Genomic DNA, 24,239 nt, shown 5'->3' with positions numbered 1-24,239 from the left:
CGCAGTCGGCGGCCGGACTGAAAGCGAATTAAGTGGGGCCAGATTGCCCGCTGCTTGCGAGTAGATGGGCAATCTGGCCCCACTTATCTTTGGCTGATGCGGGGGCTGTGTTCAGCTGATGCGGGCAGAAGCTGTATCCGAGCTCAGGATTCGCCGAGTTCGATGTCCTGGGCGGCGAAGACAGCGTCGAGCAGGCCCGGGAACCGGGCGTCTAGGTCGTCCTTGCGCAGGGTGTTCATGATCTTCGTGCCCTCGTACTCCTGGCGAATGATTCCGGCCTCGCGCAGGGTGCGGAAGTGATAGGTCGCCGTCGACTTCGACACGGGCAGTTCGAAGGTCGCGCAGGCGTGATCGCCGAACGCATGATTGAGCCTGCAGGCGACAGAGCGACGGACGGGGTCCGCAAGGGCGGCTAGCACGGTGTCGAGTCTCATCTCTTCCCGGCTGGGGTGTTCGAGTCTGCGCATCCGCTGTCCTCCTCTCGCTGTCGTCTCCCTTCATTGTACGAAACATTTGGTAGTACGAAATATCGCGTAGTAAAGTTCGAACCCGAAGTACGAAGAATCTCATACTTCCGAACGACCATTCTCGACGAGATCACGAGGGCTTATGTCTCATCTGCTGTTCGAGCCGCTCACCCTGCGCGGACTCACGTTCCGCAATCGCATCTGGGTTCCGCCCATGTGCCAGTACTCCGTCGAATCCCTCGACGGCGTTCCCGCACCCTGGCACACCGTCCACTACGGTGCGATGGCCCGCGGGGGAGCGGGCGCCGTCATCGTCGAAGCCACCGGAGTCACCCCGGAGGCACGGATCTCGGCGAAGGACCTGGGCCTGTGGAACGACGAGCAGCGCGATGCCTTCGTCCCCATCGTCGACTTCCTGCATACCCAGGGCGCGGCCGCCGGCATCCAGCTCGCCCACGCAGGCCGCAAGGCCTCGACGTACCCAGAATGGGGCACAGACCAGTCCGGCAGCCTGCCGGAAAGCGAAGGCGGCTGGCAGACCGTCGCCCCGTCGGCGCTGGCCTTCGACGGACTCGCCGAACCTCACGCACTGAGCGAAGATGAGATCGCCGAGGTGGTCGCGGCCTTCCGCGCTTCGGCTCGTCGGGCGATCGAGGCCGGGTTCGACTTCGTCGAGATCCACGCCGCCCACGGCTACCTCCTCCACGAGTTCCTCTCCCCGCTGAGCAACACCCGCACCGATTCGTACGGCGGAAGTCCTGAGAACCGGGCCCGTCTGCTGCTCGAGATCGTCGATGCCACCCGCGCCGAGGTGGGCGAGGACGTACCCGTGTTCGTGCGCCTGTCCGCGACGGACTGGACCGAGGGCGGGCTGAGGCTCGAGGACACCGTCGAGATCGCCGGCTGGCTCAAGGAGCGCGGCGTCGACCTCATCGACGTCTCGTCCGGCGGCAACGTCATGGCGAAGATCCCGGTAGGTCCCGGCTACCAGACGACGCTGGCCGCAGGCGTGCGGGAAGGATCGGGTCTGCCGACCGCGGCAGTCGGGCTCATCAATGAGCCGTTCCAGGGAGAGCACATTCTGGCCACCGGCCAGGCCGATGCGATCCTCGTGGGCCGCGAGTACCTGCGCGACCCGAACTTCGCACTCCGCGCCGCCGACGCGCTGCGCTTCGACATCGACTACCGCCCGGCTCAATACCACCGCGCCTACAACTGAGCTCCGTGAAGAGGCGAATGTGGCTGGGCGGATCGGCTGATACTCAGCCCAGTCCACCCAGCCACAGTCCCAGTCCGGCCGCTGCAGTCGCGAAGACCAGCGTGCCGAGGCCGCTGAGCAGGCTCGATCCCCATTTGCGTTCCTCGATGAGGCTGATGGTCTCGAAACTGGCCGTCGAGAACGTCGTGTACCCGCCGAGGAAACCCGTGCCGAGAACAAGATGCCAGGTCTCGGGCAGCAGCTGCGCGCCGGCCAGGCCGGTGAGGAACCCGAGCACCAGCGAACCCGAGACGTTGATGAGCAGAGTCGACCACGGCGTTGCCCTTGGGCTCCACGCTTTATAGGCGCCGTCGAAGAGCATGCGCACACCGGCTCCGAGGCCACCGGCCACAGCAATGGCGATGAAGAGCAGCGGACTCACCTCGCACCCCTTTTCACGAGCACCGACGCGGTCGCGATCCCTGCCCATGTGGCGAGGCCGCCGATGACCACGGTCGCGAGACCGTAGAGCGCTCCGGCACCTACCCGCCCCTCGCCGAGGAGGCCCGCCGTATCCGCGGCCAGGGCACTGTACGTCGTGAATCCGCCCGTGAAACCCGTGCCGAGCATGATCCGCACCCGCCGTCGAACTCCCACATCGGGACCCAGCCGTGACAGGCCGGCCAGGAGCACACCAAGCAGAAACGCACCGAGGATGTTGATGCCGAGGATCGCAACCGGAATTCCAGCGAGGTCGGGAACAGAGAGGCTGATCGCCTCGCGTGCGGCCGTGCCGAAGGTGCCGCCGAGGACGGCGAGGCCCAGATAGGGCAAACGCAGATGGAGGGGGCGTGCTTCGGCCATGGACTCTCCTACCTTTCGGGCATGCTGACGCCGGTCGAGGTAGGGACTGTTGCCGCTCGCAGGCCAAGAGGTCCGCGCCGAGGTTGGGAACGGTGAGCCCCACCACCGTGACGGATGAGCGTCAGCATAATTCTGTCACAGGCCACGGACACAGTGATCGCCGGCAGGGACGTTCCCGGCGGGACCAGCGACCGCCAGCAGGGACCTGCTCGAGGGGGCCGCTGAGGATCGCTGATGGGATCGCAGTCCCTGGGACGGTCGCCGACGATCACCGAGGTGGCGCGGCCAGGGCGGGCCACCTCGGCGAGGGGTCTGTACTCTGTGTCGCCGTGCTCGGTCAGCGTTCGGAACGGTACCGGTCGACGGCGCGGCGGAGGCGTTCGAGACCTTCGTCGATGCGGTCGGGCGTCGCCGAGGCGAAGCACAGGCGCAGCGCATTCGAGAAGTTCCCGGCCGGCGAGAACGCGGGCCCCGGAATGTAGGCCACACCCTCTTCCAGGGCGGTGGGCATGAGGTCTTCGGTGTCGATCGTCTCGTCCTCGAAGGTCACCCAGAGGAAGAACCCACCGTCGGGGTCGGTGGCCCTGATCTCTCCGGGGAAGAGCCGCTCAAGACCGGCCGACATGGCCATCTTCCTCTCCCGGTAGGCCACGCGCAGGGTTTCGACGTGGGAGTCGGCACCGCCTTCGGCCAGCCACCGGGCGATGAGGTGCTGGTTGGGCACGGCCGCGCACGAGTCCATCGTCTGCTTCGCATTGACGGCGAGCTCACGGACCTCCGGGTCGACGTCGATCCAGCCGACCCGCAGACCGGGGGCGACGAACTTCGAGAACGTGCGGACCCCGAAGATGAGCGGATCATTCGGGCTGAGATCGCTCAGCGCCGGCAGGGACTCACCGGAGAAGCGGAGCATGCCGTACGGATTGTCCTCGATGATGACTGACCGGTGCTTGTGGGCAAAGGACAGCAGGCGTTCGCGGCGAGGCAGGGACATCGTCACCCCGGCTGGGTTCTGGAAGGTCGGGACGGTGTAGATGACCTTCGGTGCGCGGCCGGTGCGGGCGGTGTGCTCTTCGAGGACCTCGACCTGCATGCCGTCCTCGTCGACGGGGACCTCGAGGATCTCGGCCTCATAGCTCATGGCCGTGGCCGAACCATTCGTATAGGTGGGGGACTCGCAGGCGACGAGGTCACCGGGGCTGACGAAGAGCTTGAACCCGAGGTCGAGGCCCTGCATGCCACCCGAGGTGATGAGAAGTCGGTCGAGATTGCCCTGCTGCTCCGGCGGGATCTGACCGGTCGAGGACAGGTACTCGTGGAGGGCGTCGAGGAGGATCGGCTCGCCCTTCGTCTCCCCGTAGGTGAAGTTCTCCGGGGAGAAGACGTCTCCGGCGATGCGCGCGAAGTCCTTCGACGGCAGCATGTCCGGGGCGGGTGCACCCATGCCGAATTTGACGATGTCGTGATCGTAGGCGGCCAGCAGCGTGGTGGAGGCGTCGATGACGGATCCGATGAGCTGGTCGTGGCGGCTGGCATAGGGCAGCGCGGGGGCCTGCTGAGAATTCTGCGTCGAACCCTGAGGGGAATTCGCGGCCGGATGCATTGAGGTGGTGGACATGAGCAACCTCCTAAGAGCGGTGCTGCCCTGAAGTCGACTGCTCCGGCGACGTTCAGAAGGCTCCTGCCCGAACGACGGAATACGTGGGTGACTTCAGCATAGGGCCGGGTGACCTGCCGAACAAGGATGCGGCGCTCAGCGTGGGATCAGCCCTGAGTATGATGTGGGCCCCGCCGGCACAGAACTACGATGGCTGGCATGAGCAATCGATCGACTGCGGCAGTGGGCGGACGGCCAGACCCACAGCTGCGCACCCCCGACCGCTTCGATCGCCTCCGTCGCTACGTCACCGCCCGACCCTGGATCGTCGACTCTCTGCTCTGGGCCCTGCCGATCACCTATCTCACAGTCGTCTTCACCGCCTCCCAAGCTGAGCGCAACGCGCTCGCCCTCGTGCCCACCTGGGTGCAGATCGGCATCGTTCTGCTCCAGACCCTGCCGCTCGGCCTGCGACGCACGGCTCCGCTGCTGAGCTCCTCGCTCATCGCGATCGGCAGTCTGCTCACCGTGCTCACGATGATCGGACCGACCTTCGGGATGATCGCTGTGCCCATCACCGTGTATTCGACGACGGCGTGGGGCACTCGCCTCCACGGCCGCATCGTGCTCGGTCTGGGGTTGGTCGGAGCAGTCCTCCTCGGCGGTTGGCTCTACCTCATCTTCCTGCAGACGACGATCGGGGCCGATCCGCGGCCCATGGAGACCGGCGAATACGTGCTCATGGCCGTGGTCGTGGCGCTGTGTGCTGCGATCGTGCTCATCGCCTGGCTGTGGGGAGGCGCCGGCTACCGCCGTCGCCGCAGGATCGAGGACATCTGGGAGCGCAACCGGCTGCTCGAACGCGAACGCGAATCCGAGACTCGACTGGCCGCCGATGCCGAACGCATGCGCATCGCCCGGGAGATGCACGATGTCATCGCCCATTCCCTGTCCGTCGTCATCGCCCAGGCCGATGGGGGACGCTACGCGGCGAAGACCGATCCCACCGTCGCAGCCGGAGCGCTCGAGACCATTGCGCACACGGGCCGGGAGGCGCTGGCACAGACGCGTTCCCTGCTCGGCTTCCTCCGCGCCGAGGGAGATGACAACCGGTCCCCGTCGCCGCTGCCGGGACTCTCTGATATCGGTTCCCTCATCGCCGATGTGCGCGCGGCGGGGCTTCCGGTCTCGGTCGCCGGCGTGGACGATTTCGAACGCGGACAGCTGCCCGAGGGTGCCTCTCTCGCCGTCTACCGCATCGTCCAAGAGGCGCTGACGAATGTGCTCAAGCACGCCGGGGACGGCGCGCGGGCCCATGTCGAACTGCGGGTCGAGGATGAGGAGTTCGTCGCACGTATCAGCGACAACGGAACCGGGCGCGGCAGCAGGGTCGGCGCGGGCAGCGGGACCGGACGGGGCAGCGGGGGAGCCGCGGTCTGCGGAAACGATGATTCGACGCGGAAGGACGGACGCGGGCACGGCATCGTCGGCATGCAGGAACGCGTCGCCCTCTACGGCGGCACCCTCACCGCGCGACCGATCCGGTCGACGGGCCTGAGCGATCGGACCGAGAAGCGTGATGATGCGACGCCCGGGTTCTCCTCCGGTGCTGTCCCCGGCAGCGCCTTCGGATCGATGACGGGATTCCTCGTCGAGGCCAGACTCCCGCTGCCTGCTCCGGAAACGGGCGGTGCACGGGCGGGATCTGCGGCGCGGGCGGATTCCGCCGGCCGGCCAGACTCCGCTGCACGGGCGGATTCCGCTGCGGAGGGGAACCTCGCCGAGGCGGCGCACCCCGAGGTCGAGGAAGGCAGCCCATGAGCGATCGTGATGAGACGAGGGCCGGGCCGCTGTGTGTCGTCCTTGTCGACGACCAGGCCCTCGTCCGGGCGGGGTTCGCCATGGTCATCGACTCTCAGCCGGACCTCACCGTCGTCGGCCAGGCCGGCGACGGTGTCGCGGGCCTCGACATCGTCACCCGGGACGAACCCGATGTCGTGCTCATGGACATCCGGATGCCCCGCGTCGACGGAATCGAAGCGACTCAGCGGATCCTTGCCCTCGCCGACGCGGGGACGATTCGGGCACCGAAGATCATCGTGCTCACCACCTTCGATGATGACGAATACGCTCTGCGTGCGCTGCGGGCCGGTGCGGCAGGGTTCCTCCTCAAAGACACCCTGCCCGAGGTGCTCCTCGACTCGATCCGCACCGTCGTCGATGGCGGCGCCGTCATCGCCCCCACCACGACGAAACGTCTGCTCGACACCCGACTGCTGCCCCACCCCGGCGAGGAGGGCTCGTCTCATCCCGGGGAGATTTCAGCCGGGGAGGCTCCGGCAACCTCGGGGGCCGGGGCCGACTTTGAGGCATCTGCATCGGCTGAGGTGGGCGGCAGCCGGCTCAGTGAGGTCGAAGCCCGGCGGCTGGAATCTCTGACCCCGCGGGAGAGGGAGGTCCTCGTGCTCATCGCCACCGGCCTGAGCAACACCGAGATCGGCGAACGGCTCTTCCTCGCGCAGCCGACGGTGAAGACCCACGTCGGACGCATCCTCATGAAGCTCGAGGCCCGTGATCGCGTGCAGGCCGTCGTGCTCGCCTACGAAGCAGGCCTCGTCGGGCACGGACGCTGAACCGAGATCATCCTCAGGTATGACGGCCGGGTCACGGCCGCCTCGGCGCTGGGGAACAAGACCATCCTCAGGTCCGATGTGCGAGGGTGGGGTCGGCGGTGAAGCTGGAGGCATGAACACATCAGCGACGCACACCGACGCCCATCCGTCCCCGAACTACTCGCCGAACCCCACACAGGGCTCGACCCGCGGGCAGGGTTCGAACCCCGCACCGAGGCTGGCCATCCAGGCCATCGGACTGCGCAAGACCTACGGAAAAGGGGACGCGCAGGTCAGGCCGCTCGACGATCTCAGCCTCGACGTCGGAGCCGAGCGCTTCACCGCCATCATGGGACCCTCCGGCTCGGGCAAATCGACGCTTCTCAACATGCTCGCCGGACTCGACACCCCGGACTCCGGTGAGGTCTACATCGGTTCCACGGCGATCTCGCGCCTCAGCGATCGCAAACTCACGGCGCTGCGCCGCGACCGCATCGGATTCGTCTTCCAGTCCTTCAACCTCGTGCCCGCGATGAACGCCGAGGAGAACATCCTGCTGCCCTCGCAGCTGTCGGGGCAGAAGCCCGACCGCCGGGTATTCGACCGCATGGTCGACCTGCTCGGACTGCGCGGACGCCTCAAACACCGACCCCACGAACTCTCCGGCGGACAGCAGCAGCGAGTCGCCGTCGCCCGCGCCCTCGTGTCCCAACCCGATGTGCTCGTCGCCGACGAACCCACCGGCAACCTCGACTCGAACGCCGGCGAAGAGGTCCTCAACATCCTGCGCGCCTCCGTCGACGAACTCGGCCAGACCGTCGTCATGGTCACCCACGACCCCCGCGCAGCAGCCCGCGCGGACCGAGTCGTCCTGCTCGCCGACGGTCGCCTCGCCGGTGAACTCACTCAGCCGAACCCGGAATCCGTGGCCGCCGCACTGATGAACGTCACGGCATCGCCGGGCAATGCTGGGAACACCGCTGCACAGTCTCACGGAGGTGCCCGATGATCCGCATCGCCTGGTCCAACCTCCGCAGCGCCTCCGGGCGCCTGAGTGCGGCGATGATCGCCATCGCCGTATCCGTGGCCTTCATCGTCGCGGCCCTCCTGTTCTCCCAAGCCTTCGGCGACACCCTGCGCAACCAGGTCCGCGCCGAATGGGCCGGAGCAGACGTCGCCGTCACCGCGACTGGTCCCGACGACCCAGCAGCCGCCGACGACTCTGCCTCCTCACCTCTCACGGAGTCCCTGACGAAGACGGTGGCCGAGGTCGACGGGGTCGAATCCGCCCAGCTCACGCAATCGTCCTTCGTCTCGGTCTCCTCGGGGGCCACCTCGGTGACGGGATCGGCGACGAACCTCCCGCAGGGACACGTCGAGACCATCGGGGGCGCAGTCCCGACCGCGGCTGACGAACTCATGCTGCGAGAAGCCGACGCGAAGACCCTCGGGGCCGGAGTCGGCGACACCATCAGCCTCGACGAAATCGACGGGGCCGGTCGCCCGTCCGGCGACGGGCCGAGCTATACCGTCTCCGGCATCATGCCCGGCTCCTCGGCCGCAGGAATGAACCTCTACCTCACCGACGGCGGGCTGAAGACCGCACCGGGTGAGCTCATGGCCGATTCCATCCGGATCGTCGCCGACGACGGCAGCGATCGCACGGCACTCGCCGAGGCGGTCGAATCGGCGCTCGCCGACACCGGAGATGAGCAGGACGTGACGGTCCAGACCGTCGACCAGGTCGTCGACGAGCAGATGGAATCGCTCTCCGACGGCTCGGACATCCTCTCAACGATCGGCATCGCCTTCGGACTGCTGGCCGCCGGAGTCGCAGCCCTGGTCATCTCGAACACCTTCAACGTCCTCGTCGCCTCCCGCATCCGTGTGCTCGCGCTCTTCCGCGCCGTCGGCGCCTCCCGCCGACAGGTGCGCGGAGCCGCCGTGGTCGAGAGCCTCAGCCTCGGAATCGTCGGCTCCGTACTCGGCGTCGGGCTCGGCCTCCTCATCGGCTGGGGACTGTCTACCCTTGTCCGAGCCCTGTGGATGCCGGAATTCGCCCAGATGTCCCTGACCCCTGCGGCGTTCATCGTCGGTCCGGTCGTCGGCATCCTCGTCACCCTCGCGGCGGGATTGATTCCCGCCATCCGCGCCTCCCGGGTCTCACCGATCGAGGCCATGCGCCCGGTCGACGTGCCTGCCGCCGCACCGCGAATCCGCTGGGTGCGACTCACTCTGGCGCTCGTGCTCGGCATCGCCGGAATCGGCCTGTGCCTGCTCGGCACCACCAGCCATAACGTGCTGGCGGGCATCGCCGGCTGCTTCGCCCTCTTCGTCGCCCTCCTCATCGGCGCCCGCGTCTTCGTCCCGCCGCTGGTGGCGCTGCTGGCCGGGCTGGTCGGCCTGTTCACCCGGCGCTCGCCCGCGGTGAAGCTGGCCGGACGATCGGCGAGCACGGCAGGCCGACGCACCGCCTCGACGACGGGGGCGCTGCTCATCGGCGTCACCCTTGTCACAGCCGTCGTCGTCGGGTCGGCAAGCTTGCAGCGGACCCTCGAACTCGCCACCGCCGCGGACACCCCCGTCGATCTCGTCGTCTCCGCAGCTGGAAGCGGTTCGGCAGGGGAGAGCAGCGCCGAGGGGATCGGATCCGTGCTCGATGACTCGCCCATCGTCGAGGATCGGGTGAGCGTTCCCGCGCCCACCGCCTCGGTGACGGTCGAGGGAACGAAGAGCTCCGGTGATCTTGCGATCGCCAGCGCCGAGGCGGCCGCCGACTCCCCGGTCATGCGCAGCGACGGATACGACGTCGATGAAGGCACGATCCTGGTCGACCCGAGTTCGGTGGGAGTCGACGACGATTCGGACGTCGACAGCAAGACTGCGTTGATCCGCCTCGGCGGGCAGGACATCGACCTGACGATCCAGGCGTCCTACGACGTCCCCGCGGGGACGGCACTGGTCAGCGGAGCGGATGCAAAGACCATTGATGCGGCCGCCGGCGGGAAGGTCCAGGAACAGACCTGGACGAAGGTCGCCGACGACGCCTCGACCTCGCAGATCGAAGCGCTGACCTCCGAACTCGGTGCCTCGGGGGCGACGAGCGACGCTTCGGCGGCGCAGACTCGGGCGGAGTTCGCCTCGATGTTCCAGGTCGCTCTGACTGTGGTGCTCGGACTGCTGGCGGCCGCGGTGGTCATCGCGGTGATCGGAGTGAGCAATACGCTCACGCTCTCGGTCATTGACCGGCGCCGGGAAGGTGCGCTGCTGCGGGCGCTGGGCTTCACGCGGTCGGCGATGTCGCGGATGATCACAATCGAATCGCTGCTCATGACACTCATCGCCCTGGTCGCCGGCGCCGGGGTGGGCACATTCTACGGATGGGTCGGAACGGCGTCGCTGATGCCGGCATCCGCGGATCCCGTGCTGTCGGTGCCGTGGGCGCAGATCGGGCTGATCGGCGTCGCCGCGGTGCTGGCTGCGGTGCTCGCCTCGGCGATTCCGGCGAGGTCGATGTCTCGGATCGCCCCGGCAAAGGGGATGAGCATGGAGTGAGGCTTGATTCGGCCGCGGGCGGGAGGTTGAGGCCTCCCGTTCGCGGCCGTGTCGGTGTGACCCAGTAGACTTAGCGAGTAATGACATCCCCTTTTCACTTCGAGGTGAAGCACTCTCATGCCAGCAATCGTTGTCGTCGGCGCTCAGTGGGGCGACGAAGGTAAAGGTAAGACCACCGATATCCTCGGCACCAGCGTCGACTACGTGGTCAAGCCCAATGGTGGGAACAACGCCGGCCACACGGTTGTCGTCGGAGGAGAGAAGTACGAACTCAAGCTTCTGCCGGCGGGCATCCTCTCACCGAATGTCACCCCGGTCATCGGCAACGGCGTCGTCGTCAACCTCGAGGCGCTCTTTGAGGAGATCGACGCCCTCGAATCCCGCGGCGCAGACACGTCGAAGCTGCGGATCTCGGCGAATGCCCACCTCGTGGCTCCGTACCACCAGACCCTGGACAAGGTGACCGAGCGATTCCTCGGCAAGCGGGCCATCGGCACCACCGGCCGCGGCATCGGACCGGCCTACATGGACAAGATCGGGCGCTTGGGCATCCGAGTCCAGGACGTCTTCGACGAGTCCATCCTGCGTCAGAAGATCGAAGGATCGCTGCGGCAGAAGAACGAACTGCTCGTCAAGGTCTACAACCGTCGGGCCGTTTCGGTCGAGGAGATCGTCGAATACTTCGAGCCCTTCATCGAGCGACTGCGCCCCTATGTCGCCGAGACCGAGCTCATGCTCAACGAGGCGCTCGACCGTGGCGAGGTCGTCGTCATGGAGGGTGGTCAGGCGACCATGCTCGACGTCGACCACGGCACCTACCCGTTCGTCACCTCGTCGAACCCGACTGCCGGCGGATCCTGCGTGGGCACGGGCATCGGCCCGACCCGGATCAACCGCGTCGTCGGCATCGTCAAGGCGTATACCACGCGTGTGGGCGCCGGCCCGTTCCCGACCGAGCTCTTCGATGAGATGGGCGAATACCTGCAGAAGGCCGGTGGAGAATTCGGTGTCAATACCGGTCGTCCGCGCCGCTGCGGCTGGTACGACGCTGTCATCGCTCGCTACGCCGCTCGCACCAACGGCTTCACCGACTATGTGCTGACGAAGCTCGACGTGCTCACCGGCATCGACCGGATCCCCGTGTGCGTGGCCTACGAGGTCGATGGCGAGCGTCATGACGAGATGCCGGTGTCGCAGACCGAGTTCCACCATGCGAAGCCGATCTTCGAGTACTTCGACGGCTGGACCGAGGACATCACGAAGGCTCGGACCTTCGACGATCTGCCGGAGAACGCGCAGAAGTACGTGCTCGCACTCGAGGAGCTCTCGGGTTGCCGGATGTCGGTCCTCGGCGTCGGCCCCGATCGCGAACAGTCGATCGTGCGTCACGACCTGCTGGACTGAGATCCACCAGAACTGAATAGCTGAGGGCGGAACCGACAGTGCGTCGGTTCCGCCATTCGGCATGGGCCCGCCATCCGGGACACAAGGGAAAGTACCCAGGCGTCTTGTCTCATTCTTGCAGGATTTGTTGAGGTTTGAAGGCTCCGGCGGGTAACGTGCCGGTCATGCTTCACTTCGGCTTCCCAGCGGCGAGAAAATCCTCCCTGATGCGAACTCTTCTGTGGGTCGCCGCAGCGTCTGCCGGCCTTTCACTTGCAGCGTCCACGACAGCATGTATGCCCGACATTCAACGAAACGATGGCTTCCCCCCTCCGCGGGTCACCGCGATCGCTGCAGGCTCCCCGGGTGGTGGGCTCGACCTGACGACTCGCATTACGAACGATGGCTTCGAAGCCGCGGGTATCGACACCTTCATGTCGATCGAGAATATGGGAGGCGGCGGAGGCAATCCGGCTCGTGCCGCCGTCCTCCAACGAGAAAACGACGGAACCTCCGTCGTATTCGAGTCCAACCGAATCTTCCTCTCCAATGTCACGGGAACCACCGATATGTCCCTGGACGACTTCACACCGCTGGCTCAGCTGACAACCGACTATGAAGTGTGGATCGTGAAATCCGGGTCGAAGTACGACTCCGCAGAAAAGGTGCTCGAAGACATCAAGGCGAATGCGGGTTCGGTCAACTTCGGAATCGGCACCGTTCCCAGCGACGACCAGCTCAACGTGCTTCGTCCTGCCAGCGAATACGGAGTGGACGATCTGTCCAAGATCAATCTTGTCGCGTTCTCCGATGGCGGCGATCTCAACAACGAACTTTTGGGCGGACGTATCGATGTGGCGTCGACGGGAATGTCGGAAGCGATGGAACTCGTCGACAGCGGTGACGTCGAAATCATCGCAGTCTCGGCTCCGGAGCCGGTCGATTCGGCGCCAGGTGTTCCGACATGGCACGACCTCGGAATGGACATCACGATCAACCACTGGAGGGGAGTATTCGGTCCAAAGGATATGCCTCAGGATTCGGTCGACTGGTGGCGTGAATCATTGAAGAAAGCCGTGGAGACTGAAGAGTTCGAAAAGCAGGCAGAGGCACTCGGGATCAACCCAGAATACGTCGCCGGTGACGAATGGCTCGACACAGTGATACGCCCCGAACAAGAGGAATCGACCGAAGTGCTGGAGAAAGTGGGGTTGGTGAAATGAGCGCGGACACAGATCCGGCCGCACCTCGATCGGCCGACGAACGACACCAAGAACCCGGAAGTCGGACCACCTCGGCGATGCTGTCGAGCATTGTGCTCGGCTTCCTCGCGATCTTCTACCTCATCAATGCCTTTCTTCTGCCGGATGCAGCCGGAGAAGATGGAATCGGTCCGAAGACGTTCCCGCTGGTCGTCGGCATCGTCCTGTTCTGCACAACCGCTCTCGGAATCATCGCGATTCTGCGCGGCTATGTCGACGTCCGGCCGATCGAAGGACGGGAGTTTCTGCGGGTAGTCTGGTGCATCGTCCTCTTCGGTCTGTATGCGGCCTCGATCTTCCTCATCGGATTTGTCGAAGCCTCAGTCATCTTCTCGATGTTGGTCTCAATGACGGTGTTTGGAATCCGACTCAGCGTGGCACGAGCCCTCGGGCTCTTCGTCATCAACATTGCGATCGCGATGATCCTCTTCCTCGTGTTCGACATCTGGCTCAATGTGCTTCTGCCTGTCGGCTGGCTGGAGTACCTGGTATTCGGAGGTCTGCAGCTGTGAGCACTATCAACGATCTCCTCTCGGCTCTCGACGGTATCGCGGCATCGCCGACTCTGCTGCTGGTCATCTTGGGCGGAGTCGTCCTCGGAACCATCGCCGGTCTGCTGCCCGGCATCGGTCCGTCGACTGCCATTGCGCTCCTCCTTCCGGTCGCGATCACGGTTCCGGCCGAGATATCGCTTCCACTGATGGTCTCGTTATATCTCGGTGCAGAATACGGCGGGAGGATCTCAGCGATCCTGCTGAACATCCCGGGTGACCCTGGCGCCATCATGACCACACTCGACGGCCACCCGATGGCATTGAAAGGCAAGGCGGCCACCGCGCTTTCCATCTCTGCTCTCGCATCATTCGTCGGCAGTGTGCTCGCGTTCCTTGGACTGGCCTTCATTGCCGGGCCGATGTCGGAACTCGGACTTGCGTTCGGGCCCGGCGCCTATTTCGCGGTCGTCGTCATGGCGCTGGTGCTCAGTGCCACCCTCGTCGGTTCGGCACCGATGCTGGGGCTGACAGCAGTCGCCATCGGAGTGGCTGTTTCGACCGTCGGCATCGAACTTCAGTCGGGGCTTCCTCGCTTCACCTTCGGCAGCTTCACCCTGTTGGAGGGGGTCGACTCGATCGTCGCGATCATCGGCGTCTTCGGCGTCGGTGAGATCTTGGCCAGCACCACGATGGGCAAGGACTCCCAGGTGATGTCGAAGTTGTCGGGACGATTTCTTCCGACAAAGTCCGACCTCAAGCAGGGGACCCTCCCCAGCCTGCGAGGATCGGTCATCGGATTCGTTGCCGGAGTGCTCCCGGGCGCAGGAACGACGATCGCCGCCTTCTTCTCATATGGATTGGAGAAGCGACTCGCTCCGGCGTCTGCGGGTATGGGCAAGGGCGCTGTCCGTGGACTGGTCGCGCCGGAGTCCGCGAACAATGCTGCAGTGTCGGGTTCGATGGTGCCTCTTCTGACCCTGGGAATCCCGGGATCAGGCACGACGGCAGTTCTGCTCGCCTACCTGATGATGTACGGCCTCAACCCCGGCCCCGGTTTCTTCGATGCGAACCCAGAACTCGGGTGGACGATCATCGGGGCACTGCTATTCAGCGCGATCCTCGGCGTCGTCATCAACATCGGCGCCTCTCCACTGCTCGCGAAGATCCTGGCCATTCCGATGCCGTTCATGGCCCCGGTCATTCTCATTCTCGCACTCATCTCCTGTTACAGCATCCACAACTCGGTGACCGATGTATACATCGCACTGGCATTCGGCGTACTCGGCTACGTGATGCGCCTGGTCGGGATGGCACCGGCCCTGCTGGTGATCGGTCTTGTGCTGGGAGAGATGCTCGAACGGAACCTCCAGCAGGCACTGGGCCTGACCAGCGGAGACTTCTGGGCGGTCGCTACCGACCCACTGGCCATGGTGTTTCTGATCATCGCACTGCTGGCCCTCGTGTCGGCACTGCCTTGGAAGCGTTGGGTAGGGAAGGAGAACGCTGACGCAGAAGTCGGTGCCGGAGGCGCTCAGCCCAGGTAGTGCTAACCCCGCAGCTTCCGGACGGACTTGATCGCGTCGTCTTAGGCAACGGCGATGTCAACGAGGTCGATTCGGTCCGGCAGGTCCCCGGGAGGCTGATGGCTGAGGAGGAATTCCACGGTCGCGCGGGCAGTGGCCTCGTCATTGTCCAAAACCCGGTCGGAGACCTGTTCGGCGTCGTCGAACTTCAGAACGATCTCATCTGTTCCCGTCGCCGTGTGGATGCCGGCCAAGAACTCGCCCGTGTCCTGCATCTCGACGTCGATCCTCTCTGCAGCCATTCCAACCTCCCACTGCTCGGTCCACGCGGTTCGGCGCATACGACGACGCTGATTTACCTGCGTCGGCTCTGTGATTTCAGCATAGACCCGACGAACACCCGCTTGGACATCCGGTCCGAAGCTGGCATCGTTGCAGGCAACCCGACTATGGAGGAGGATGCGTCCAATGGCTCAGAGCCGCCTGCAGGAAGCCGCCTATCAGGGACCTGCGCTCGAGGTCGACAGAGACTTCTACTCACGGATCGGCGAAGACGTGCGCTCTCGGGAAGTCATCGACGAATTCACCATCCCCATTCGCTCCGGACAGGCCTGGGACATCCCTGCCGGTCATATCTGCCGTATCTCCACGGTCGACGGCCCGCAGGTCGGCGACCTCAATCTGTGGAATCGCCACGACCCCAGGGAGCGATTCTGGGCGGCACGGACCCGACAACTCCAGGCCGCGCACGTGTCCACATTCGACCGCCTGTGGTCGACGCTTCCGTTTCTGCGGCCGATGGCTACCATCGTCGGCGACACACTGTCCGACTACGGCACCGACCCGGAGGGCGGCCGCGTGCACGACACCTTGGGCACCCGATGCGACCCATACGTGTCACGGATGCTCAGCGGCGTCGACTTCGACTACCACTGCCATTCGAACCTCGTCCGCGCGATCCTGCCCTACGGCCTCACCGAATTCGACGTCCACGATGTGCTCAACGTCTTCCAATGCACGGGGCTGAATGACAACGACGAATACTTCATGAAGACCTGCCCGGCACGCCCGGGCGACCACTTCGAATTCTTCGCCGAGCAGGACCTGCTCGCGGCCCTGTCCACCTGCCCGGGCGGAGATCTGTCCGCACCGATGTTCGGTGACGGCTCGTCCGATCCGGTGGAGAACTGCCACCCTCTCAAGGTCACGGTCTATCGCCTCCCCGAGGACCTCCTCGGCGAGTGGGAGCAGCCGAGCTCACCGAGGTATCGAGGAGCCCACGGACTCCGACCCCAACCGTGGGCGTAAGCAAGCACCAGAGCGGAAAGGACCTGCAATGGCAGCGTCAACGCTCGTGACACGGTACGCCGACCGGCTTGGCCTCGAAAACTCGGAGAATGAGCTGCAACGTCGGGTACAGCGGACGACCGACGAGGTCATCAACCTCATCGATGAGCTGCTGGTCGCACATGTCAGGTCCATCTGCTTCGAGAGCCTCGACGTCATCGCCGCACGCGCGGCAGGGAGTCGAGGGGCTTTCCCACCGACCTCGACTCACTGACGACGAAGCTCTTGGAGGCCGGCCGCGGCGGCGGCTGCCATGAACACGCGGCTTGCCGCCGATGCCGTGGCCCGCACCCGGACTGAGGGAACAGATTCGGTGGGGGGCCGCCTCGGCGAGGGGATGACCTGTTCCCATTTGTCCAAGACCTGATGGTGGGTATGCGTCGATGATGGAATTCCAACTGCGACGAACTCAGGAGTGACCATGTCCGAGAACCATGCCAACGTCTGGCCCACCTCCCGCTACCGCGATGCCAAAGCCGCGAGCGCCTTCCTGCAGGAGGCGCTCGGCTTCGACGTCATCGCCGAATACACGAACGCCGACGATCCGGATCGCGTCGATCATGCCGAACTCGACTGGCCCGAGGGCGGGGGGGGGGAGTGATGCTCGGGTCCGTCCGCGATGACGGCGGGGTCCTGACCAAGACGGGAGTCGCCTCGGGGTCGGTGTATCTGGCCTCCGGCAACGTCCGTGAGCTCCACCAGCGTACGCTCGCTGCGGGCGCCACCGAGGTCATGGGACTGACCGAGCAGGACTATGGATCGCTCGACTTCGCCATCCACGACCCCGAGGGTGTGCTGTGGTCGGTCGGGAGCTACCGCGGGGCCGGCCCGAAGTAGCTGATCGTTTGTGGAAAATAGGGTTTCACCAGGTGGTACAAGGGGTAATTATCTGTTGCGCGGGCCTAACGTGGGCTTCGGAGCGGAGATCACCGTCCCAATCTATTCGAAAGGAACTCGCACCATGAAGGCGATCGTATTCGAAGACTTCAAGACCTTTCCCACGCTCAAAGACGTTGAGAAGCCCATACCAGGACCAGGTGAGGTTCTGCTCAAGGTTGCCGGAGCAGGAGCCTGCCACTCGGATGTTGCCGTGTACAACGAATTCGAAGAGGGCACCCCCGGAGCAGTACCGCCGCCATTCGTCCTCGGACACGAGAACTCGGGGTGGGCCGAAGACCTTGGCCCCGGCGTGTCAGGAATCAAAAAGGGTGACGCCTACCTCGTCTACGGCCCGATCGGATGCGGTCGTTGCCGAGCCTGCTCACGTGGGCAGGACACCTATTGTGAGAACGCCGCGACCAACCCCTATCTCGGAGTCGGGCTGGGACGCGACGGCGGGATGGCCGAATACGTCACCGTTCCCGCACGGAACCTCGTCCCGCTTGGCGATGCCGACCCAATTGCGGCAGCACCGCTCTCCGACGCAGGCCTGACCCCTTACCACGCAATCAAGAACTCGCTGCCGAATCTCGCGGGAGGCGGACGCTACGCGCTGGTCATCGGTCTCGGCGGGCTGGGCCAAATCGGAGTGCAGATCTTGAAGGCTCTCACCGGTGCGACGGTCATCGCCACGGATATGAAGCCCGAGGCGATGGCGAAGGCCGAAGCGGCCGGGGCTATCACCGTGGGTGGAGGAGAAGGTCAGGTCGAACGAATCCGTGAGATCACTGGTGGCAAGGGCGTCGATGCCGCGTTCGACTTCGTCGGTGCCTCCTCGACAGTCAAGGTCGCCGCGCAATCAATGGCCCGCATGGGTCGTTGCACAATCGTCGGCATTGCCGGCGGAACGTTTGAATGGTCCTTCTTCACCAATCCCTACGAAGCGACGCTGACGAACACCTACTGGGGAACGATCGAGGACCTCCATGAGGTCGTCGACATGTACCGGGCTGGTCAGATCATGCCGGAAGTCGAACGCTACAGCATCGACGACGGACTGGAAGCCTATCGGAAGCTGCAGGCCGGTGAGCTCTCCGGCCGAGCGGTCGTCGTTCCGCACGGCAGCTGACACCTAGTCCACCCGCGCGTCGACTCCTTCGGCCCACCGGTAGGGGCGGGTGGCGAGCAGCGCACCGACGGATCGGCGCAGACGCGAGACCTCAGCGCGGACGGTGACCACATGGTCACCGTCCCCGTAGAGGCGCTGGCTGAGATCGGCGGCACTGATCCCTGCAACACCCGCCGAGGTGACCGCCGCCAGAATCTGCGCCCGCCGTGGCGTGAGCGGAACGACCAGGGGCTCGGTGCCGGAATGGACATCGAGCACGGGCGGATCCTGCCTCATGCGCAGAGTCACCGAGGCTCGACGGTCGCCGGTGGGCCGCAGCAGCCAGCCGCCGGTGATCTTCTCCGGCAGGCACAGACCAGCACCGGGAATGAGGATCGAACGGTCGGCAGCGGGGGCCTCGATGCGGTCGCGGCTGCGCACTCCCTGCTGGTAGGCCACCCATCCGGCCTCGTCGACGACGAGGGCCGGGCCGGACGTGCCGGCGAGCATCGCCGACATCCGATCGCGCAGAGTGTTCAGCGCTTCCTGCTGCGCGATCATCAGCCGCGCCTCGGCCAGCCGCACCGCCGTCATCACCAAGGACTGCACGGCCGGGTGAAGAGTCATCGCCGGGCCGCTGATGTCGACGACGCCCAACAGGGCCCCATCGTGCGGGTCGTGGACGGGCATGGCGCTGCAGTACCAGGGATGCTGCGAGGCTTCGAAGTGCTCGGCGGAGAAGAGCTGGACGGGTGCCTCCTCGGTCAGCGCCGTGCCGATGGCATTCGTGCCGACCTTGACTTCGGACCAATGCGCTCCTTCGACGAATCCGAGCTCATCGGCTTGCCGTCTGGCCGATGCCGCACCGTCTCGCCACAGAATGACGCCGTCGGCATCGGTGACGACGAGGATGAACGGCGCGGCGTCGGGAGCCCGCAACAGTACTGAGCGCATCTCATCGACGACCAGTCGCAACTGGGACTTCCGGCGTCGAGTCTCCAGTTCAGCCTCATCGGCGACGATCCGCGCATTCGCGCCATCCGGGTCCAGCCCCAAGCGCAGCATCCGATCCCACGAGCGCCTGACCAGCGCGCGCGGTTGCACCGGCGGCGAAGCCCCGGTGATCACAGCATCGTGAATGCGTGTCAGGTCTCTGGCGAGATGCGCCAGATCCGGCTGAAGCATGCCTTGAGTATAAGACGGGAACGCACCCCTGACCATGGGGGCGAGGCGTCGGTGAGAATCCCGGCACGGCGTGGACCATGCAATCCGATGCAACTCTTCCGAGCGGGGAGTGCCCGGCTTAGTTTGGAGTCACTGAACTCAATGAGGAGGAGTGACATGACAACGACGCTCGACCGTCCCCAGCTGACCGCCGACGACATCGCGATGAGGTGGCTGCAGGACTTTGAATCGGCGCTCAGCCGCCGGGACATCCCTGCCGCAGCCGGACTGTTCGCCACCGACAGCTATTGGAGGGACCTCGTATCCTTCACCTGGAATCTCAAAACGGTGGAGAACCCCGACGGAGTCACCGACCTGCTCACCCACAATCTCGACCGGGTCTCACCGGAAGACTTCGAACTGGCCGAACCGGCGGCAACCGCCGACGGAGTGACGGAAGCATGGTTCACTTTCACCACCTCGGTGGGGCGCGGCAAAGGGCTGGTCCGCCTCATCGACGAAGACGGCATCAAGGCCTGGACCATGCTCACCTCGCTGCAGGAGATCGCCGGACACGAGGAGCCGCGCGGCAATCGCCGGGTCAAGGGTGCAGAACACGGCGTCGATCCCGAGCGGAAGAGCTGGTCGGAGAAACTCGCCGAGGAGGACGCCGCCTGGGGTAAGACCGCCGACCCGTACATCCTCGTCGTCGGTGGCGGGCAGGGCGGGATCGCCCTCGGCGCTCGCCTCCGCCAACTCGGGGTGCCCTCCCTGGTCATCGATCGGTGGGAGCGGCCGGGTGACCAGTGGCGGTCGCGGTACAAGTCGCTGTGCCTGCACGATCCGGTCTGGTACGACCACCTGCCGTACCTGAAGTTCCCCGACAATTGGCCGGTGTTCGCACCGAAGGACAAGATCGCTGACTGGTTGGAGTTCTACACGAAGGTGATGGAGATTCCGTACTGGTCATCGACGACCGCTGCCTCGGCGACCTATGACGAAGCAGAAGGCCGGTGGACGGTCGAGGTCGACCGGAACGGAGAGAAAGTCACTCTGCACCCGACCCATCTGGTGATGGCCACGGGCATGTCGGGCAAGCCGAACATCCCCACGTTCCCGGGCTCGGACATCTTCGAAGGTGAGCAGCAGCACTCCTCGCAGCACCCGGGTCCCGATGCCTATGCAGGTAAGAAGGTCGTCGTCATCGGCAGCAACAACTCGGCCTTCGACATCTGCGGAGCTCTGTACGAGCACGGCGCCGACGTCACCATGGTGCAGCGCTCGAGCACGCACATCGTCAAGAGCGACTCGCTCGTGGAGATCGCGTTGGGGGACCTGTACTCCGAACGCGCTCTGGAGAGCGGGGTGACGACGGAGAAGGCGGATCTCATCTTCGCGTCGCTGCCGTACCGGATCATGCACGAGTTCCAGATCCCGCTCTACGACCAGATCAAGGACGCAGATAAGGACTTCTACCAGCGCATGGAAGATGCCGGGTTCGACCTCGACTTCGGCGACGATGAGTCCGGCTTGTTCCTCAAGTACCTGCGCCGCGGCTCGGGCTACTACATCGACGTCGGAGCCGCCGAGCTCGTCGCCGACGGCAAAGTGAAGCTGGCCAAAGGCCAGGTCGACCACCTGACTTCTGACTCGGTTGTTTTGGCGGACGGCACGGAGCTGCCAGCCGACCTCGTAGTCTATGCCACCGGCTACGGTTCGATGAACGGCTGGGTCGCGGACCTCGTCGACCAGGAGACCGCAGACAAAGTCGGCAAATGCTGGGGACTGGGGTCGGAGACGACCAAGGACCCAGGCCCGTGGGAAGGCGAGCAGCGCAATATGTGGAAGCCCACCCAGCAGGAGAACCTGTGGTTCATGGGCGGCAACCTCCACCAGGCCCGTCACTACTCGCTGTACCTGGCGCTGCAGCTCAAGGCCCGGCACGAAGGCATCGAGACTCCGGTGTACGGGCTGCAGGAGGTTCATCACCTGAGGTGAGCTTGAGAAGCCTGAGAAGTTCTCAGGTTTCGGGGTGGCCCGCGCTTGGTTGTTGCTTTCATCGCGGGAAGCTCTGGGACTTTCGGACGATCCGTGCTGACTCAGACCTCGGTACTCAGCACGGATAGTCCGGAACTCACAGTCCCAAGCGGAGTCGGTCGTAGGCAATCGTCATCTTCGATAGCGGCTGTGATGTCCCGGGCGAGGTTCGAGTCCCAAGTGATCACGAATCTGTGCCTCTAACAAGATGTAGTTGGTGTTGCTCGTCACGTGGAGGACCGTCCATCCCTCAGCCCGAAGCGCTTCGTCGCGTCTGAGATCGCTTTCTCTCTGGCGTTTCGACTCGAAATGGTGACCGCCTTCGTACTCCAGCGCGAGCCGCGCGTCGGGATAGCCGAGGTCAGGTTCGACTATGCGCCCAAGGATGCGGCTGAGGATCTGAGGGTGAACGACGGGTTCAGGGAGATCGACCTCGACGGCCCATAGCCGCAGGTCTGTCTCCGGTGGTGAGTCGACAGTTTGACGGGCAAGACCGACCGCCTCGGAGAGGTGTTCTCGACCCCGGATGAAAGGACGTGTGCGAACGCAGTCACGCAGTTCGTCGAGACCGATCTGCGGCGGTCCGTGCCAGTTACCAACGGCCGCGTCGCAGAGTTTCACGAGGTCGCGTTGCAGCAGGTCGCCTGCGATGCCGATGACGACCTCTGCAGGAGCGAGAACGGGCAACTCGAACCATTGTGTGACCGTCATATTCGTCATTCGGCGCAGTGTGATTCCAGGGAGTCTGATCCGGGAATTGGGATTTGTGACTGAGACATGGAGCTGCGACGTCATCCAGTTGGACGGAAGAGGCCAGCCATAGAGCCGCGCGGCAAGGGCGTGGCCAGCAGCAATGTCTGGGTAGAGAAGGAGTGCGGCTCGGAGCCTCTGCGCATCAAACAGCCAGCTGGTATCAGCCTATGCAGGTACCGGACGACGGTCGAACCGTTCGCGGTCCATCCGTACGCCGGGGAGCACCTGCTTATAGCGCTTCGAATGATAGAGGCTGTGCCTTGTGATGCCTCGTTCGATGTAGTCCCGGGTTCGGAAGACCTCAGGAAAATCGTGCATCACCCAGCGGGTGTCAGCGTACATAGGTGCCAGCCTCGTCCGCTCGTCACGGAAAGGGAATGGCGAGAAACCGGCGTGTGGATAAAGAATCGCTATCCACAGTCACCTACGTGCGAGTGGAACTGCGGCGGCGCGCCGACTTCCGGATGATCTGTGCGGGAGACTGACGCAAGATCCCGCACGAGATGTCCGGAGCTTTAGGTTCGTAGGAGACTTCTCGGGCGAATCGAGGAGCTGCAGGCAAGGCGAGATTCTCCGCCCGGAGGCCCTAGCTTTAGGGCAGGAGTTCTAGAGCCCCAGGCGCTCCAAGACCCGCTTGACGTGGTCGAGGGCTTCGTCCTGCGAGAGACCGAAGTTCTGGTTGAAGTACATTCCGTCGCCGATGAGCTGGATCATCATCGCCAGATCAGCATCGCCGAGGTGGTCGTTGAGCACGTTGAACCAAGCTTCCCGGGTCTTGCGCAGTGCTGCCTTGGCATTCTTGTTCTCGAGCGCGAGACAGCCGGCGGCGATGAGGCTGCGGTCCAAGGGAGTGCCGACCTCGGCTGAGGTCTCAAGGTAGTAGTAGTGGAGGCGTTCGCCGGCGGCCTTCATCTCCTCGACGTCCTCGGCCACGAGTCGGCTCAGGCGCTCCAGGCTTCCCTCAATAAGTGCTGCCTTCGAGCCGAAGTGGTATAGCAGGCCGCCCTTGGAGACACCCGCTTTCGCAGCCACTGCGTCCAGAGTAGCTCCCGCTGTGCCGTGCTCGTCGAGGAGCGTATCGAAAGCGTCGAGCAGCTTCTCCTTGGTTGCGGTCGGATTGCGTGCCATGACGTCGAGCCTAGTCGACGTCGCTGGGTGACCGGCCGATAGGACGCGACTCGCCTGCGAGGTGTGACTCGCCGATAGGATGAACGCAATGCTCGGACACGGGGCCATCGGTGCGGTGCTCCCCTCAGGGTGTCACGAGTCCAATCGTCGAGGAGAGCGTTGATGGACCAGCAGCCGATTCGCGATTTGGAGTGGACGCGCGCCCGAGACGTCCGGCGCGAGCTCGAGTCGGAGACGAAGGACGCCCTCATCGCCGCTGCCCGAAGCGTCTTCTCGGTCAAGGGATTCGACTCCGCGACCATCGGCGACATCACCTCGGCGGCGCAGGTCTCGCGCCCCACCTTCTACGTCTACTTCGCGACGAAGGCCGAAGTATTCCTCGCCGTTGCCACAGTGCTCAAAGACGAAATCCTCGAAGCGCACCACTACCAGAAGCCGCTCGCCGATGATCCGGTGCTGGTGGCACGGGCGTCGATCGAAGCATTCATCGATATCTACGTCGACAGCCTCGAACTCCTCGCCGTCATCGAGAAGCGGGCGGCGACCGATGTGCAGGTGGCCGAGCTCCACGCTGTCATCGTCGGCAGGCCGCGACGGCGGATTCTGCGTCAGATCACTGAGGTGCGCAATGCGGGACTGGCTGCTCCCTTGGTGGATGAAGAGTATGCTGCACGACTCATGGACACGGTGATCGTCGACGCCGCCACGCAAATCCGCAAGGATCCGGAGAGCTTGAACTTCTACGTCGAGCAAGCCACCCGCGTCTACTTCGCCATCATCGGGTTCCATAGGTCGCTCGACGTTCTCACTGACCAGTGACAGATTGCTCGCGCTCGAGCGGTCCGCTGCGACCGTTTTCACCACTTGC

The 24,239-nt window shown here is 64.7% G+C and carries 24 protein-coding genes; 16 read left to right on the top strand and 8 right to left on the bottom strand.

Annotated elements, in window-relative coordinates; genetic code table 11:
* Positions 1 to 143 precede the first annotated feature (143 nt).
* Complete coding sequence (locus BI49514_RS08735) at positions 144 to 467, bottom strand: ArsR/SmtB family transcription factor (RefSeq protein ID WP_101546150.1); 324 nt, start codon at positions 465 to 467, stop codon at positions 144 to 146.
* A 142-nt stretch (positions 468 to 609) separates the two neighbouring features.
* On the opposite strand from BI49514_RS08735, the gene BI49514_RS08730 reads away from it, so the two are divergent.
* Positions 610 to 1,686: an NADH:flavin oxidoreductase/NADH oxidase gene (locus BI49514_RS08730; RefSeq protein ID WP_101546148.1), complete on the top strand. Its 1,077-nt coding sequence runs from the start codon at positions 610 to 612 to the stop codon at positions 1,684 to 1,686.
* A 43-nt stretch (positions 1,687 to 1,729) separates the two neighbouring features.
* Here the strand turns inward: BI49514_RS08730 and crcB are convergent, their stop codons facing one another.
* The 3 genes from crcB to BI49514_RS08715 all read right to left on the bottom strand — a co-directional run bounded on the left by crcB (position 1,730) and on the right by BI49514_RS08715 (position 4,147).
* Positions 1,730 to 2,107, bottom strand: a complete 378-nt coding sequence (crcB, locus tag BI49514_RS08725) for a fluoride efflux transporter CrcB (RefSeq protein WP_101546146.1) — start codon at positions 2,105 to 2,107, stop codon at positions 1,730 to 1,732.
* On the bottom strand, positions 2,104 to 2,529 hold the full coding sequence (locus BI49514_RS08720) for a fluoride efflux transporter FluC (protein ID WP_101546144.1): 426 nt from the start codon (positions 2,527 to 2,529) through the stop codon (positions 2,104 to 2,106). The genes crcB and BI49514_RS08720 overlap by 4 nt, the downstream gene beginning before the upstream one ends.
* Before the next feature lie 337 nt (positions 2,530 to 2,866).
* A complete protein-coding gene (locus BI49514_RS08715) occupies positions 2,867 to 4,147 on the bottom strand; it encodes an aminotransferase-like domain-containing protein (protein ID WP_244195000.1) in 1,281 nt (426 codons plus the stop codon).
* Between the two features lie 198 nt (positions 4,148 to 4,345).
* Here BI49514_RS08715 and BI49514_RS08710 point away from each other — a divergent pair, with 198 nt between their 5' ends.
* From BI49514_RS08710 to BI49514_RS08675, 8 genes are all read left to right on the top strand, one after another.
* The gene (locus tag BI49514_RS08710; protein ID WP_167443905.1) at positions 4,346 to 5,947 is read left to right on the top strand and encodes a sensor histidine kinase; all 1,602 of its coding nucleotides are present in this window, start codon (positions 4,346 to 4,348) and stop codon (positions 5,945 to 5,947) included.
* Positions 5,944 to 6,759 carry a response regulator transcription factor gene (locus BI49514_RS08705; RefSeq protein ID WP_101546139.1) on the top strand — a complete coding sequence of 272 codons (816 nt, stop codon included), beginning with the start codon at positions 5,944 to 5,946 and terminating at the stop codon, positions 6,757 to 6,759. The genes BI49514_RS08710 and BI49514_RS08705 overlap by 4 nt, the downstream gene beginning before the upstream one ends.
* A 112-nt stretch (positions 6,760 to 6,871) precedes the next feature.
* A complete protein-coding gene (locus tag BI49514_RS08700; protein WP_101546137.1) occupies positions 6,872 to 7,747 on the top strand; it encodes an ABC transporter ATP-binding protein in 876 nt (291 codons plus the stop codon).
* Entirely contained in the window at positions 7,744 to 10,293 is a 2,550-nt protein-coding gene (locus tag BI49514_RS08695; RefSeq protein ID WP_101546136.1) for an FtsX-like permease family protein, read from the top strand. Before BI49514_RS08700 ends, BI49514_RS08695 begins: the two co-directional genes overlap by 4 nt.
* Positions 10,294 to 10,410: 117 nt before the next feature.
* The gene (locus BI49514_RS08690; RefSeq protein WP_101546134.1) at positions 10,411 to 11,697 is read left to right on the top strand and encodes an adenylosuccinate synthase; all 1,287 of its coding nucleotides are present in this window, start codon (positions 10,411 to 10,413) and stop codon (positions 11,695 to 11,697) included.
* Between the two features lie 413 nt (positions 11,698 to 12,110).
* Positions 12,111 to 12,899 (top strand): Bug family tripartite tricarboxylate transporter substrate binding protein, encoded by a 789-nt coding sequence (locus tag BI49514_RS08685; RefSeq protein WP_180954368.1) that lies wholly within the window; start codon positions 12,111 to 12,113, stop codon positions 12,897 to 12,899.
* Positions 12,896 to 13,450, top strand: a complete 555-nt coding sequence (locus BI49514_RS08680) for a tripartite tricarboxylate transporter TctB family protein (protein ID WP_167443907.1) — start codon at positions 12,896 to 12,898, stop codon at positions 13,448 to 13,450. The genes BI49514_RS08685 and BI49514_RS08680 overlap by 4 nt, the downstream gene beginning before the upstream one ends.
* The gene (locus tag BI49514_RS08675; protein WP_167443908.1) at positions 13,447 to 14,976 is read left to right on the top strand and encodes a tripartite tricarboxylate transporter permease; all 1,530 of its coding nucleotides are present in this window, start codon (positions 13,447 to 13,449) and stop codon (positions 14,974 to 14,976) included. The genes BI49514_RS08680 and BI49514_RS08675 overlap by 4 nt, the downstream gene beginning before the upstream one ends.
* Before the next feature lie 41 nt (positions 14,977 to 15,017).
* Here BI49514_RS08675 and BI49514_RS08670 read toward each other — a convergent pair whose 3' ends face one another.
* A complete protein-coding gene (locus BI49514_RS08670; RefSeq protein WP_101546127.1) occupies positions 15,018 to 15,257 on the bottom strand; it encodes a hypothetical protein in 240 nt (79 codons plus the stop codon).
* Positions 15,258 to 15,423: 166 nt separating this feature from the next.
* Here BI49514_RS08670 and BI49514_RS08665 point away from each other — a divergent pair, with 166 nt between their 5' ends.
* The 5 genes from BI49514_RS08665 (at position 15,424) to BI49514_RS08650 (ending at position 18,310) form a co-directional block, all read left to right on the top strand.
* Positions 15,424 to 16,263, top strand: coding sequence for an urea carboxylase-associated family protein (locus BI49514_RS08665; RefSeq protein ID WP_101546125.1), 840 nt, complete (start codon positions 15,424 to 15,426; stop codon positions 16,261 to 16,263).
* A 28-nt stretch (positions 16,264 to 16,291) separates the two neighbouring features.
* Positions 16,292 to 16,516 carry a hypothetical protein gene (locus BI49514_RS08660; protein WP_101546123.1) on the top strand — a complete coding sequence of 75 codons (225 nt, stop codon included), beginning with the start codon at positions 16,292 to 16,294 and terminating at the stop codon, positions 16,514 to 16,516.
* Between the two features lie 207 nt (positions 16,517 to 16,723).
* Positions 16,724 to 16,903, top strand: coding sequence for a VOC family protein (locus tag BI49514_RS16925; RefSeq protein ID WP_244195001.1), 180 nt, complete (start codon positions 16,724 to 16,726; stop codon positions 16,901 to 16,903).
* Positions 16,903 to 17,139 (top strand): VOC family protein, encoded by a 237-nt coding sequence (locus tag BI49514_RS16920; protein ID WP_244195002.1) that lies wholly within the window; start codon positions 16,903 to 16,905, stop codon positions 17,137 to 17,139. Before BI49514_RS16925 ends, BI49514_RS16920 begins: the two co-directional genes overlap by 1 nt.
* Positions 17,140 to 17,263: 124 nt before the next feature.
* Positions 17,264 to 18,310: an NAD(P)-dependent alcohol dehydrogenase gene (locus BI49514_RS08650; protein ID WP_101546121.1), complete on the top strand. Its 1,047-nt coding sequence runs from the start codon at positions 17,264 to 17,266 to the stop codon at positions 18,308 to 18,310.
* A gap of 3 nt (positions 18,311 to 18,313) precedes the next feature.
* Here BI49514_RS08650 and BI49514_RS08645 read toward each other — a convergent pair whose 3' ends face one another.
* Positions 18,314 to 19,474, bottom strand: a complete 1,161-nt coding sequence (locus BI49514_RS08645; protein WP_167443909.1) for a GAF domain-containing protein — start codon at positions 19,472 to 19,474, stop codon at positions 18,314 to 18,316.
* 156 nt (positions 19,475 to 19,630) lie between these two features.
* Here BI49514_RS08645 and BI49514_RS08640 point away from each other — a divergent pair, with 156 nt between their 5' ends.
* Entirely contained in the window at positions 19,631 to 21,451 is a 1,821-nt protein-coding gene (locus tag BI49514_RS08640) for a flavin-containing monooxygenase (protein WP_101546117.1), read from the top strand.
* A gap of 171 nt (positions 21,452 to 21,622) precedes the next feature.
* Here BI49514_RS08640 and BI49514_RS08635 read toward each other — a convergent pair whose 3' ends face one another.
* Both BI49514_RS08635 and BI49514_RS08630 read right to left on the bottom strand, forming a co-directional pair.
* Complete coding sequence (locus BI49514_RS08635; RefSeq protein WP_101546115.1) at positions 21,623 to 22,210, bottom strand: endonuclease domain-containing protein; 588 nt, start codon at positions 22,208 to 22,210, stop codon at positions 21,623 to 21,625.
* Between the two features lie 639 nt (positions 22,211 to 22,849).
* Complete coding sequence (locus BI49514_RS08630; protein ID WP_101546114.1) at positions 22,850 to 23,371, bottom strand: TetR/AcrR family transcriptional regulator; 522 nt, start codon at positions 23,369 to 23,371, stop codon at positions 22,850 to 22,852.
* Between the two features lie 162 nt (positions 23,372 to 23,533).
* Here BI49514_RS08630 and BI49514_RS08625 point away from each other — a divergent pair, with 162 nt between their 5' ends.
* Positions 23,534 to 24,190 (top strand): TetR/AcrR family transcriptional regulator, encoded by a 657-nt coding sequence (locus BI49514_RS08625; protein ID WP_101546112.1) that lies wholly within the window; start codon positions 23,534 to 23,536, stop codon positions 24,188 to 24,190.
* Positions 24,191 to 24,239 lie beyond the last annotated feature (49 nt).

It is taken from the genome of Brevibacterium iodinum ATCC 49514 (assembly GCF_900169265.1).
In the GTDB taxonomy this organism is placed as follows: Bacteria; Actinomycetota; Actinomycetes; order Actinomycetales; family Brevibacteriaceae; genus Brevibacterium; species Brevibacterium iodinum.
This window is presented reverse-complemented; position numbering and strand designations above follow the sequence as displayed.